The sequence below is a fragment of the Longimicrobium sp. genome (assembly GCF_036387355.1).
Classification (GTDB): domain Bacteria; phylum Gemmatimonadota; class Gemmatimonadetes; order Longimicrobiales; family Longimicrobiaceae; genus Longimicrobium.
Genome location: NZ_DASVTX010000427.1, coordinates 1 through 12869, shown reverse-complemented (window position 1 = coordinate 12869; position 12869 = coordinate 1). Strand labels below are relative to the sequence as shown.

The 12869-nt window shown below is 68.4% G+C and carries 13 protein-coding genes; 12 read left to right on the top strand and 1 reads right to left on the bottom strand.

What is annotated here, in order from left to right:
* The 12 genes from VF665_RS18685 to VF665_RS18630 all read left to right on the top strand — a co-directional run.
* Nucleotides 1-848, top strand: an 848-nt coding sequence (locus tag VF665_RS18685) for a complex I subunit 1 family protein (protein ID WP_331054972.1), incomplete at its 5' end; no start/stop codon positions are given.
* A gap of 6 nt (nucleotides 849-854) precedes the next feature.
* Nucleotides 855-1364, top strand: a complete 510-nt coding sequence (locus VF665_RS18680) for an NADH-quinone oxidoreductase subunit I (protein ID WP_331054971.1) — start codon at nucleotides 855-857, stop codon at nucleotides 1362-1364.
* Nucleotides 1365-1800: 436 nt separating this feature from the next.
* Entirely contained in the window at nucleotides 1801-2322 is a 522-nt protein-coding gene (locus VF665_RS18675; protein WP_331054970.1) for an NADH-quinone oxidoreductase subunit J, read from the top strand.
* A gap of 13 nt (nucleotides 2323-2335) precedes the next feature.
* Nucleotides 2336-2632 carry an NADH-quinone oxidoreductase subunit NuoK gene (gene nuoK / locus VF665_RS18670; RefSeq protein ID WP_349263152.1) on the top strand — a complete coding sequence of 99 codons (297 nt, stop codon included), beginning with the start codon at nucleotides 2336-2338 and terminating at the stop codon, nucleotides 2630-2632.
* Nucleotides 2633-2636: 4 nt separating this feature from the next.
* Nucleotides 2637-5051: an NADH-quinone oxidoreductase subunit L gene (gene nuoL / locus VF665_RS18665; RefSeq protein ID WP_331054968.1), complete on the top strand. Its 2415-nt coding sequence runs from the start codon at nucleotides 2637-2639 to the stop codon at nucleotides 5049-5051.
* Nucleotides 5052-5064: 13 nt separating this feature from the next.
* Nucleotides 5065-6678, top strand: coding sequence for an NADH-quinone oxidoreductase subunit M (locus VF665_RS18660; RefSeq protein ID WP_331054967.1), 1614 nt, complete (start codon nucleotides 5065-5067; stop codon nucleotides 6676-6678).
* Nucleotides 6679-6691: 13 nt separating this feature from the next.
* Nucleotides 6692-8254, top strand: a complete 1563-nt coding sequence (locus VF665_RS18655; RefSeq protein WP_331054966.1) for an NADH-quinone oxidoreductase subunit N — start codon at nucleotides 6692-6694, stop codon at nucleotides 8252-8254.
* An 82-nt stretch (nucleotides 8255-8336) separates the two neighbouring features.
* Complete coding sequence (locus VF665_RS18650; RefSeq protein ID WP_331054965.1) at nucleotides 8337-9449, top strand: alpha/beta hydrolase; 1113 nt, start codon at nucleotides 8337-8339, stop codon at nucleotides 9447-9449.
* Nucleotides 9450-9489: 40 nt separating this feature from the next.
* On the top strand, nucleotides 9490-9864 hold the full coding sequence (locus VF665_RS18645; protein ID WP_331054964.1) for a hypothetical protein: 375 nt from the start codon (nucleotides 9490-9492) through the stop codon (nucleotides 9862-9864).
* Nucleotides 9865-10208: 344 nt separating this feature from the next.
* Nucleotides 10209-10958: an electron transfer flavoprotein subunit beta/FixA family protein gene (locus VF665_RS18640; protein WP_331054963.1), complete on the top strand. Its 750-nt coding sequence runs from the start codon at nucleotides 10209-10211 to the stop codon at nucleotides 10956-10958.
* 127 nt (nucleotides 10959-11085) lie between these two features.
* Nucleotides 11086-12069, top strand: coding sequence for an electron transfer flavoprotein subunit alpha/FixB family protein (locus tag VF665_RS18635; protein WP_331054962.1), 984 nt, complete (start codon nucleotides 11086-11088; stop codon nucleotides 12067-12069).
* 151 nt (nucleotides 12070-12220) lie between these two features.
* Entirely contained in the window at nucleotides 12221-12472 is a 252-nt protein-coding gene (locus VF665_RS18630) for a hypothetical protein (protein WP_331054961.1), read from the top strand.
* An 83-nt stretch (nucleotides 12473-12555) separates the two neighbouring features.
* Here VF665_RS18630 and VF665_RS18625 read toward each other — a convergent pair.
* Nucleotides 12556-12869, bottom strand: a 314-nt coding sequence (locus VF665_RS18625) for a hypothetical protein (protein WP_331054960.1), incomplete at its 5' end; no start/stop codon positions are given.

The following is a 12869-nucleotide window of genomic DNA, read 5'->3' as shown; positions in this document are numbered from 1 at the left end:
GCGCCGGCGCGCAGATGATCAGCTACGAGATCGCGCTGGGGCTGTCGCTGATGTCGGTCTTCTTTCTGGCCGGCAACGTCACGCTCACGGAGATCGTGTACACGCAGCAGCGCATGAACATGTGGTTCGCGCTGCCGCTGTCCGTCTCGTTCTTCTTCTTCTGGATCGCGAGCTTCGCGGAAACCAACCGCCTGCCGTTCGACCTCCCGGAAGCGGAATCGGAGCTGGTGACCGGGTACCACACCGAGTACAGCGCCATGAAGTTCTCCATGTTCTTCATCGCCGAGTACTCGCACGTGCTCACGGTGTCGGCGCTCATGGCCACCATCTTCCTGGGCGGGTGGGACATCCCCGGCTGGGGCGGCGACGACATGCTGGGCTTCAACGCCGCGGGGCAGTGGATCGGGGCACGGCCGCACTGGAGCATCACGCTGGCCACCTTCGGCATGTTCGCGCTCAAGACCTTCTTCTTCATCCTCATCTTCATGCTGGTGCGGTGGACCGTTCCGCGGTTCCGCTACGACCAGGTGATGGACCTGGGATGGAAGATCATGCTTCCCGCGGCGCTCGTGGCGGTGGTGGTGACGGCCGGCACCGTGCTGGCGCTGGACAGCTACGGGGTGCGGATGGACCGGCTGTACTACGGCTTCGTCCCCCTGTACGGCCTGGTGCTGGCCGCGGTGAACGCGGTGATGCTGGCCGCCGTGCTCTGGCTGATGGACCGCGGCCACACCCTGGGCGGCACCGGAGCCATGGAAGACAAGCGCATCCATGCCCGTGAGGTGGCGCGCCGCCGCTCCGAGCAGATGCGCGTTCGCCTGACCACGCCCCGCGCGGGCGCGAGGTAATCGCAGATGTCGGCAACCGTAAAGGTCATGAAGCGCCCGGTGCGGCAGTCGTCGTACATCCGGGCCACGCTCAAGGGGATGGCGCTCACCTTTCGCCACATGGTGAAGGCCGCGGGCGACCGCAGCGAAGCGACCATCCAGTACCCCGAGGTCAAGAAGCAGCTGAGCCCGCGGTGGCGCGGCACGCACGTGATGGAAACGCACGAGGACGGGCGTCCCAAGTGCGTGGCCTGCGGCCTGTGCCCCACCATCTGCCCGGCCAACTGCATCAAGCTGGTGCCGGGCGAAGACGACCAGGGGAACCGCTACCCCATCGTCTACGAGATCGACGAGTTCCGCTGCATCTTCTGCGGGATGTGCCAGGAAGTGTGCCCGGTGGAGGCGATTCACGTGGGCAACCACTACGAAAACGCCGAGTACACGCGCAACAACTTCGTGTACGACCTGAACCGGCTGATGAAGCAGGAACATCCGGTGACGATGCTGTGGGACCCGGCGGATCCGGCAGGGGAGTGACGGGGAGTGCGTGAGTGCTGGGTGCGTGAGTGCGAAGGACGGAAGTACGAGAGTACGAAAGTACGAGAGTACGAAAGTGGGTCCGGCGCGGTGGATGAGGACGGCGCCGGCCGCGGGCTCCTGAAGGCGGGCGCGCCGGCGACGGCTGATCGGCACCGGGGCTGACGCCACAGTCCGCGAAGGCGGACTTCGTGTTGTTCCAGCGGCGAATTCATTCGCTCCTGGAGGGCGGGCACCGGGCTTTTGGGACCGGGCTCCTGTGTTCGGCGCGGCGGAGGAGTTCCAGCGGCGAATTCGCTTCTGGGCGGGACCAGCGGGAAACGGCGGGCGTGCAGGTGGCCCGCCGCGACGGTTTGTGCTTTCCTCGTGCGCCGCGGGCGCACGGCGGTGCGGACGACGGGCGAGCCGCTCCGGAACAACGATCGAACCCCGATCGATGCTTACGATCCTGTTCTTCTTCTTTGCCGCGTGCGCCGGAGGGTCCGCCCTCATGGTCGTCACCCGGCGCAACCCGGTGGCCTGCGCCATCTGGCTGATCGGCACCTTCTTTTCCCTCGCGGCCATCTACACGCTGCTGGGAGCCGTGTTCATCGGCATCATCCAGATCCTGGTGTACGCGGGCGCCATCATGGTGCTGTTCCTGTTCGTCATCATGCTGCTGAACCTGGGCAACGACTACGAGGCCGACATCCGCGGCCCCGTGTGGATGATGTTCGCGGGCGGCACCGTGCTGGTGATGATGGGGCTGCTGGCCCGGGTGTACGTGGAGCAGGGCACCGCGCCGCTGGGCGAAGACGCCGGGCGCGCCGCGCTGGCCGCGCAGACCGCGCAGCACGGCAGCGTGGGGCTCATCGGCATTCCCATGTACCAGCATTACGTGGTGCCGCTGCAGGCCACCGCCATTCTGCTGCTGATTGCCTGCGTCGGCGCCGTGGTGCTGGCCAAGAGAAAGGTCTGAGGCCGTGGAGCACATTCCGCTTTCCTACACGCTGGGGCTCAGCGCCCTGCTGTTCAGCATCGGCGCGGCGGGGGTCATCATCCGCCGCAACGCCATCGTGATGTTCATGTGCGTGGAGCTCATGCTGAACGCCGTGAACCTGGCGTTCGTCGCGCTCTCGCCCACGGCGGGGGTGCAGGGGCAGGTGTTCGTGTTCTTCGTGATCGCCGTCGCCGCCGCGGAAGCCGCGGTGGGGCTGGCCATCATCATCTCCGTCTTCCGCCACAGCGAGTCGGTGGACATCAAGAACTTCAGCCTGCTCCGGTGGTAGGGTGATGCTGCTTCTTCAACACGCCGCCGAAGCCGCGCACGACGCCGGAGCCGCCGTTCAGCATGCGGCCGCCGGCGCGGACGCCCACGGCGCCGCGTTCCATCCCGTGCTCCCCTGGCTCATCCTGGGGCTGCCGCTGCTCGGCTTTGTGATCAACGGCCTGGCCGCCATCATCGCCGCGCGCCGCGCGCTTCCCGTGGTGCCGCCCGTGGGCGATCCCCACTGGGACCACCACCACGACGACCACGCGCACGCGCCGCAGCAGGTGACGTACGCCGCGTTCGCCGGCGCGGGCCACGGGCACGATGCGGCGGAGCCCAGCGAGCAGGAGGGGATGGACCCCGGCACCCGCCCCAACCCGGCGGACCACGCGCACGACCACGCGCATGCGCACGACGCCCACGGCCACGACGCCCATGGGCATGACGCGCACGACGACCACGGGCATGCGGGCGGGCCCAAGCCGTGGACGCACGTGCTGCCGTCGTTCGTGGCGCCGGGGGTGATGATCGGCGCGTTCGTGGTCGCCGTGCTGAACTTTCTGGCCATGCGCGGCGCGCACGAGTTCGAGGCGATCCACGGCTGGGAGTGGTTCAACGTCGACAACCTGCGCGTCGGGTTCGACCTGCTGCTGGATCCGCTCAGCATGGTGATGACGCTCATCATCACCGGCGTGGGCTCGCTGATCCACATCTTCTCCATCGGCTACATGAAGGAGGACCCCGGGTACCCGCGCTACATGGCGTACCTGAACCTCTTCGTGTTCTTCATGCTGATCCTGGTGCTGGGCGCGTCGTACCCGCTCATGTTCGTGGGCTGGGAAGGCGTCGGTCTCTGCAGCTACCTGCTGATCGGCTTCTGGTTCCGCGAAAAGGCGAACGCCGACGCGGGCAAGAAGGCGTTCATCGTGAACCGCGTGGGCGACTTCGGGTTCCTGATCGCCATGTTTCTGCTGTTCGCCAACCTGGGCACGCTGACCTTTACCGAGGTGATGGCCGCCGCCCCCACGCAGCTGGCGTACGGCGGCGCGGTGGTGACGGCGATCGCGCTGTTCTTCTTTCTGGGCGCCACGGGCAAGAGCGCGCAGATCCCGCTGTACATATGGCTGCCGGACGCCATGGCCGGCCCCACGCCGGTGTCGGCGCTGATCCACGCGGCGACGATGGTGACGGCGGGCGTGTACCTGGTGGTGCGCTCGTCGGTGATCTTCACCATGGCGCCCACCGCCTCGCTGCTGGTCGCCCTCGTCGGCGCACTGACGGCGTTCTTCGCGGCCACCATCGGCCTGAAGCAGTGGGACATCAAGAAGGTGCTGGCGTACAGCACCGTTTCGCAGCTGGGCTTCATGTTCGCCGCCGTGGGGATGGGCGCGTACGTGGCCGGCGTGTTTCACCTGATGACGCATGCCTTCTTCAAGGCCTGCCTGTTCCTGGGCAGCGGCGCGGTGATCCACGCCATGCACGGCGCCTTTCACGCCACGCACAACCCCGCCGACGCGCAGGACATGCGCAACATGGGCGGGCTCAACAAGCACCTGCCGGTGACGTTCGCCACCATGGGGATCGCCACCCTGGCCATCGCGGGCGTGCCCCCGTTCGCCGGCTTCTTCAGCAAGGACGAGATCATCGGCGCCGCCTGGCTGGGCGCGGAGGGGCACTCGGCGTTCTCGCGCGGGTCGCTGTTCGGCATCCCGGGGACGGCGGTCATGGGCTTCGTGGGCGGGGCGCTCAGCCTCGCCGCGCTCATGACGGCCTTCTACATGGGCCGCATGATGATCTACACCTTCTTCGGGCGGTTCCGCGGCACGGACGTGGAGCGTGACCACCTGCACGAGGGCGACTGGACGCTGACGCTGCCGCTGATCGTGCTGGCGCTGCTGTCGACGTTTGGCGGCTTCCTGAACGTGGAAGACGTGCCGATCGTGAACCTGTTCAACTTCGGGCAGGGGACGGCGCTGCACGAGTGGCTGCACCCGGTGATCGCCGGGTCGGAAGACGTGATCCGCAACCAGTTCGGCGAGCAGGGCGAGGCAGCGCACCACGCGTGGCCCATCATCCTGGCCGTGGTGATCGGCCTGGGCGGGCTGGCGCTGGCGTGGGTGCTCACCAGCAAGCGCAACGACCGGGTGCGCACGGCGGACGTGGAGCCGGCGTACAACGGCGGCATGGAGCGCACGCTGTACAACAAGTGGTACATCGACGAGTTCTACGACCGCGTGGTGGTGCGGCCGGTGGGGTGGCTGTCGCGCCGCGAGTGGGGCTTTGACCGCCTGCTGGACGGCACGGTGGACATGTTCGGCCGCACCGCGCAGGCGCTGGGGCTGTGGATGGGCCGGGTGCAGACCGGCCACGTGAACACCTACGCCTTCGTGCTGATCCTGGGCGTGCTGGTGCTCCTTGGCAGCTTCATGGCCCTGTGACGCGCAAACGGAAATGAAGAGCCTTTACCAGAGCCATCTGATCCTCACCATCCTCATCGTGCTTCCCCTGCTGGGCGCGGTGGCCGCGTACCTGGCCGGGGAGCGCAACGCCCGCACGGTGGCGCTGGGCGTGGGGATCCTGGAGTTCGTCGTTTCGCTCCCCCTGTTCTTCTGGTTCGACCCGTCGGGCACCTGCACCATGGGCGGGCACGACGCCGTGGCCGCCATGTTCAGCGGCGGCGGGCCCAGCACGGTGCGCATGCAGAACTGCGTGGACGCGCCCTGGTTCGGCGGGTGGGGGATCCATTGGCAGCTGGGGCTGGACGGCATCAGCCTGTTCATGGTGCTGCTCACCACCCTGCTGCTGCCGCTGATGGTGCTGGGCTCGTGGACCTACATCCGCGAGCGGCAGCGCACCTTCTACCCCGCGCTGCTCACGCTCACCACCGGCGTGGTGGGGGTGTTCGTGGCCCTGGACATGTTCGTGTTCTACGTGTTCTGGGAAATGATGCTGATCCCCATGTACTTCCTGATCGGGGTGTGGGGCGGCAAGGAGCGGGTGTACGCGGCGGTCAAGTTCTTTCTGTACACCGCGGTGGGCTCGCTGCTGATGCTGGTGGCCATTCTGTACCTGCACTTCAAGGCGCAGACCGGCCCCGGCGGCATCGCCACCTTTTCGTACTTCGAGTTCCTGCGCATTCCGCTGACCTCGACCGAGCAGCTGCTGCTGTTCCTGGCCTTTGCGCTGGCGTTCGCCATCAAGGTGCCGGTGTTCCCGTTCCACACCTGGCTGCCGCATGCCCACGTGCAGGCGCCCACGGCGGGCTCGGTGATCCTGGCGGGCGTGCTGCTCAAGATGGGGACGTACGGGTTCATCCGCTTTGCCGTGCCGCTGTTCCCCTCGGCGGCCACGGACGAGAGGACGATCCGCTGGGCCATGATCCTGGGGGTGATCGGCATCATCTACGCGGCCATGGTGGCGGCGGTGCAGCCGAACGCCAAGAAGCTGGTGGCGTACACCTCGGTGGCGCACCTGGGCTTCGTGATCCTGGGGATCTTTGCGTTCAACCTGCAGGGGCTGCAGGGCGCGCTGCTGGTGATGATCGGCCACGGGCTTTCCACGCCCATGCTGTTCTTTCTGCTGGGCATGCTGTACGAGCGCCGGCACAGCTACGAGATCGAGGACTTCGGCGGGCTGGCGGCCACGCTCCCCCTGTTCGCGGTCATGCTGGTGTTCGCGGCCATGGCCAGCATCGGGCTGCCGGGAACGGCGGGGTTCTACTCGGAGTTTCTGGTGCTGCTGGGCGCCTTTCGCAGCCAGCCCGTGCTGACGCTGGTGGCCAGCACGGGGGTGATCTTTGCCGCGTACTACATGCTCCCCATGGTGCAGCGCATTCTGTTCAACGCGCTGGACAAGCCGGCCAACCGGGTGCTTCCGGACCTGAACCGTCGCGAGATGGCCATCCTGCTTCCGCTGGTGGCGCTGATCCTGTGGCTGGGCTTCTACCCCAAGCCGGTGCTGGACCGCATGGAGCCGGCCGCGCGCGGCATCCTGGAACTGAGCCGGAACCATCGCCTTGCGGACCCGACGGCGTATCCCGTCGCGTCCGTCCGGCCGAACCGCTGAACCGCGCCGCGTAATGCCGAACGAGCTGAATCTGCTGAACCAGGCGCAGTACTTCTGGGCGCTGCTCCCGGAGATCGTGCTGGCGCTGGGCGCGATGCTGGTGCTGATGGTGGACGTGTTCGAGAAGGGGAACAAGTCGCGCGCGTCCTCGCCCATGATCCCCATTCTGTCACTGGGGGTGCTGGTGGTGACGGCGCTCACCAACATTCTGCTGTACCCCATGCGCGACGTCTCGGGGGTGGGGATGGTGGCGCTGGACAACTTCCGGGTGATCGTCAACTTCATCTGCCTGCTGGCGGCGGGGCTGGCCATCCTTCTTTCGGTGGGGTACCTGGACCGCCGGGGGATCAACCGCGGCGAGTTTCACGCGCTGGTGCTGTTCAGCACGCTGGGGATGATGCTGATGGCGGGCGCGGCCGACCTGCTGATGGTGTTCATCGGCCTGGAGGTGATGTCGGTCGCCATCTACGTGCTGGTGGGCTTTGACCGCATGGACGCGCGGTCGTCGGAGGCGTCGCTCAAGTACTTTCTGCTGGGCGCCTTCAGCAGCGCGTTCTTTCTGTACGGCATCGCGCTCACCTTCGGCGCCACGGGCACCACCAACATCGCCGCGCTGCGCCGCCTGCTGCTGGCGGGCGGCCACGCCGAGCCCATGCTGCTGGCGGGAATGGCGCTGACCATGGTGGGCTTCGGCTTCAAGGTGGCGGCCATGCCGTTCCACATGTGGACGCCCGACGCGTACGACGGCGCGCCCACGCCGGTGACGGCGCTCATGAGCACGGGAGTGAAGGCGGCGGCGTTCGCGTCGTTCATCCGCGTGTTCCTGGTGGGCTTCAGCGGGCAGTACGAGCACTGGGCGCGGCCCGTGTTCTTTCTGGCGGTGCTCACGATGGTGGGCGGCAACCTGATCGCCGCCACGCAGGGCTCCGTCAAGCGCATGCTGGCGTACTCGTCCATCGCGCACGCCGGGTACCTGCTGTCGTGCCTGCTGGCCATCAACACCGGCGGCCCCGGCGCGTTTCTGTTCTACCTGCTGGTCTACACGCTGATGACGGCGGGCGCCTTTGGCATCGTGACGGCCATGGGGCGGGGGACCGACGACCGCGCGGCGCTGGACGACTTCGCGGGGCTGGGGCACCAGAAGCCTGTGCTGGCGGCGCTGTTCAGCATCTTTCTGCTGTCGCTGGCCGGGTTCCCCCTCACGGCCGGGTTCCTGGGCAAGCTGTACATTCTGAACGCGCTGGTGCGGGGCAACATTGCGCCGCTGGCGGTGGTGCTGGTGCTGGCCTCGCTGGTGTCGTACTTCTACTACCTGCGCGTGATCGTGGTGATGTACATGCGCCCGGCGCGCACGGCCGAGGAGCACCGCGACTCGCGGCTTCCCGCGCCGGCCATGGCGGGGGTGAGCCTGGCGGCGGTGCTGGTGGTGCTGCTGTTCTTCATCTCGGGCATCCGCTTCTTTGACGGCGGGCAGCCCGGGCACGATGACGACTGGGGGGTGCTGGACCTGGCCGAGCGCGGGGCGGCGACGCTGTTCGCCGAAACGCCTGTTCCGGCCCAGGCGGCCGCGCGCTGAGGCGGCGCCGGAGACACGGGAACCACGCGGGCCCGGCGGCATCGGTCGCCGGGCCCTGACGTTTGCACGAGGATTGCACGGGATGGCGGAGAGCAAAGGCGGGGCGCACACCGGGGGGGAGCCGATGGCGGGGAGCGAGGGGCCGGACGCGGTCCGCGACGAGCAGCACGACAGGCGTGGCCCCGAGGTGCGGGGCGGCAAGCAGCCCATGGGGACGGCCAGGAAGGCGGCGGCGGGGCTGGGCGCCGCAGCGCTGGGCGCCTACGCCGTGTACCTGCTGGGCGCCCGGCGCGCCCGGCGGCGCCCGGTGACGGAGCTGCCCAACGCGCTGGCCATGCCGCTGGAGTACGAGCCGTGGGGCGACGTGTTCTACGCGTACTACCAGCGCGAGGGCGCGGGGCGTCCGGTGGTGTTTCTGCACTCCATCAACGCGGCGGCCAGCGCGCATGAGATGCGGCCCATCGTCCGCGCGTTCACGCGCGGCACGGAGCGGCCGCTGTACGCGCTGGAGTGGGTGGGCTTCGGCCACAGCGACCGCCCGGAGATCGCGTACGAGCCGGCGCTCATGGAAGACCAGCTGGAGCACTTTCTGGAGCGGGTGGTGAAGCCGGCGGGGGGCGCGGACGTGGTGGCGCTGTCGCTGGGCGCGGCGTACGCGGCCGAGGTGGCGCGGCGGCGCCCGGACCTGATCCGCACGCTGGTGGCGCTGGAGCCGGCGGGGCTGGGCAAGACGCCGGGGGGCATTCCGCGCATCTGGTCGCGGCTGCTCTTTACCCTGCCCGGGGTGCAGCGCGCCTTTTACGACCGGCTCACCACGCCGGAGTCGCTGTACCAGTTCGCCGCGGACAACCTGTTCACCCCGGAGTTCGGGGTGCCCGACGATTTCGTGGACTTCGGGTCGGAAACGTCGCGCATGGACGGGGCCTCGTTTCCGCTGGACGACTTCCTGAGCGGCCGCATGTTTCCGCGCGAAACGGCGGACACGTTCCGTCGCCTGCGCCAGCCGGTGCTCATCATTCACGGCACGGTGGAGAACCGGCGGCAGGAGAACTACGACCAGCTTCCGGAGCTGGAGGGGCGCCCCAACGTGACGGTGGTGGGGCTGCCCACCGGCGGGCTGCCGCACTGGGAGCGCGCCGGCGAGGTGTGGGAGCGTGTCCGCGACTTTCTGGACGCGCCCGCGGCGCAGCCCTGATCCGATTTCTTCTTCTTTGATCGACCGACCTGGAGCCATGATGCCGAATTCGATCCTGCGCCGTGCCGTCGTTCTTTCCGCGTTCCTGTGCGTGGCGGCGGGGGCGTGCAAGAAGTCGGGCTCGGACGCAGCCGCGGGGCCGGTCCAGGTGGATACCACGAACGACGACTGGCAGGACGGGATGTCGGCGTCGCAGGTGCAGGATTCCGCCCGAGCGCTTTCTCCCGAGGAGGCGGCGCAGGCGGGGCTGTCGGTGGATACGACGATTCACCTGGAGCAGCTGGACGCGCGGGATTCGGTGCTGAGCCAGCAGGGCCGCGTGAGCGCGCCGGCCCGTGGTCCGAACGCCACCGCGCCCGCTCCCATCGACACCACCGCGGCGCCCTCCGTAACGCCGCAGAAGCAGCAGCCCTGATCTTCGCTGCCGGCATGGCAAACGACCCTCTTCCGGCGCGTCCGGGAGAGGGTCGTTTGTTCTGAACCTCTGTCACAAATGGCTCTAACAGAGGCACAGAGACACAGAGCAGCTTCGTCTTTTTCTCTGTGCCTCTGTGCCTCTGTTAGAGATTGAAGTTTTCTTCCCGCAGCACCTCCGCGAGAGCCGGCGACGGAAAGCCCGCTGATCGAACGACCGTCCGCATAAACGCTGGAAAAAAGGCGCCGGGGACCGCTTGCCGGGACCGGTGGCACGCCACTATGTTGGCAGGCTTCGGGGCCGCCGGGCGGCTCCGGATTCTCACCGACCCAAGGGAGATGCGCGTGAAGAGCATCGTGTGCGTGAAGCGCGTCCCGGATACCGAGGCCCGCCTTCGCATCGCCGGCGACGAGAAGTCCGTGGAAGCCGCCGGCGTCAAGTTCGTCCTGAACCCGTACGACGAGTTCGCCGTCGAGGCCGCCCTGAAGCACAAGGAAGCGGCCGGCTCCGGCGAAGTCACCGCCATCAGTGTCGGCGGGGCCGAAAGCGCCGAGACGCTGCGCACCGCCCTGGCCATGGGCGCCGACAACGCCGTCCTGCTCAAGACCTCCGCCCGCGCCGAAGGCCTCGCCGTCGCCCGCGTGCTGGCCGAAGAGATCAAGGGCCGCGAGTACGACCTGCTGCTGTTCGGCATGAAGGCCATTGACGACGACCTGCAGGCCGTGGGGCCCATGACCGCCGAACTGCTCGGCATTCCCGCCGCCAGCGCCGTCACCGAGTTCTCCGTCGCCGACGGCAAGGTGACCGCGCAGCGCGAGATTGAAGGCGGGCACGAGGTGGTGGAGCTGCGCACCCCCTGCGCGCTCACCATGACCAAGGGCGCCTACGAGCCGCGCTACGCGTCGCTCAAGGGCATCATGGCCGCCAAGAAGAAGCCGCTGGAAGAAAAGGCCGCCACCACCGGCGACGCGGGCGTGGAAACGCGCAAGCTCAGCTACCCCGCCGAGCGCCAGGCCGGCCGCATCGTGGGCCAGGGTGCCGACGCCGTTCCCGCGCTGCTCAAGCTGCTGCGCGAAGAGGCCAAGGTCATCTGACGGGGCACGGCAGGAACGTCAGGGAATAGGGAATAGGAAATGGGGAATAGGAACGGCGGAACCGCCGTTCATCCTCATCTCCTGGTGATCTGATGGATCGAATTCACGCCTGAGAGGACGGAGTACCATGCCAGGCATTTTCGCGTTCGCTGAAACGCGTGACGGCGAGATCCGCAAGGTCTCGCAGGAAGTGGTGACCGCCGCCCGCAAGCTCGCCGACGCGCTCGGAACCGAGGTGCACGCGGTGGTGCTCGGCGGCTCCGGCATCGGCGGCGCCGCCGCGGAACTGGGCCGCCATGGCGCAGACAAGATCTTTGTGGGCGAGGCCGCCGCGTTCGACAAGTACTCGGCCGAGGGCTTCACCACGGTCATCACCGGCTTCATCAAGGAGCACGGCTGCACCGCCGCCGTGTTCCCCGCCAGCTCGCTGGGCAAGGACCTGGCGCCGCGCGTGGCCGCCCGCCTGGGCGCCGGCTACAGCAGCGACTGCATCGGGCTGGAGGTGCAGGACGGCAAGGTGGTGGCCACCCGTCCCGAGTACTCGGGCAAGCTGATTTCGCAGGTGGCGTCCACGGGCGAAACCGCGGTGGTGTCCATTCGCGCCAACGTCTTTCTCCCCACGGAGAACGCCAAGGCGGGCACGGTGGAACAGCTGAACGTGTCGGTGAACGAGGCCGACTTCGGCGCCATCGTTCGCGAGATCAAGGCGGGCGCGGCGGAGAAGCTGGACGTGGGCGAGGCCTCCATCATCGTGGCCGGCGGCCGCGGGCTGGGCTCGCCCGAGAACTTCAAGCTGGTGGAAGACCTGGCCGCGGCGTTCGGCGGCAAGTGCGCCGTGGGCGCCTCGCGCGCGGTGGTGGACGCCGGCTGGCGCCCGCACAGCGAGCAGGTGGGGCAGACGGGCAAGACGGTAGCGCCCACGCTGTACATCGCCGTGGGCATCAGCGGCGCCATTCAGCACCTGGCCGGCATGCGCACCGCCCGCTACATCGTCGCCATCAACAAGGACGCCGAAGCCCCCATCTTCAAGGTGGCGGACTACGGCCTGGTGGGCGACCTGAACGAGATCCTTCCGCGCATGACGGAAGAGGTCCGCAAGATGATGGCGTAACCGCCATCGTCCGTCCCGATGGGCCCCGGGGGGCGCGGCCGCGACGCCGCGCCCCTCGTCCGTTCCCGGCGGGGAGTCGCGCGGCGCACGCCGCCGTGCTAGGTTCCGCGCTCCAGACCAAATCCCGTCCCATCCGCCCGCCTTTTTCTCCATGGCAGAACCCGAGCTCACCGGACACGAGCACCTGGAGCACGCCCGGGAGATCATCTGGGACGCGGTGCAGATGCTGGAAGAGGCGCAGCGCGTGCTGTTTCGCGCCGGCGACCGCTACGTGGCCGACGTATGGGGCGACGGCGTGCGCTCCGTGCTGGACATCACGGAAACCATGGCCGAACTGGCCGGCGACATCACCGCCGTCCACATTGAACTGGGCAAGCTGGCCAAGCGCGACCGCGCCCGCTGACCCGCATCCCCGGCTCGACGGACAGAAAAACGCGGTGCACTCCGTCGAGTGCACCGCGTTTTCCGTTCTCCCCGTGCGGACGGTCAGCCCTGTTCGCCCAGCCCGGCCACGGTCACCAGGATCCGGTGCACGTCGGCGGGCAGCGTGCCGCGCCCCAGCTCCACCAACCGCCGCTCCAGCGCGCGCCCCGGGTCCGCGTACGCCCGCCGTCCATCCGCGCAGGTGGCGGTGACGGTGCCCGCGGAAATCCGCAGTTGGGGGCAGGGGTGCACCTCCGGCCCCACCTCCGCCAGCACCATCCCCCGGTAGCCAAGCCCGTCGAACGGCTCCCCCGGGTCCTCCGCGGGGACCAGGGCGGCGAGCAGCGCCGCGATCTCACGCGTCTCCGCCGGGCCCG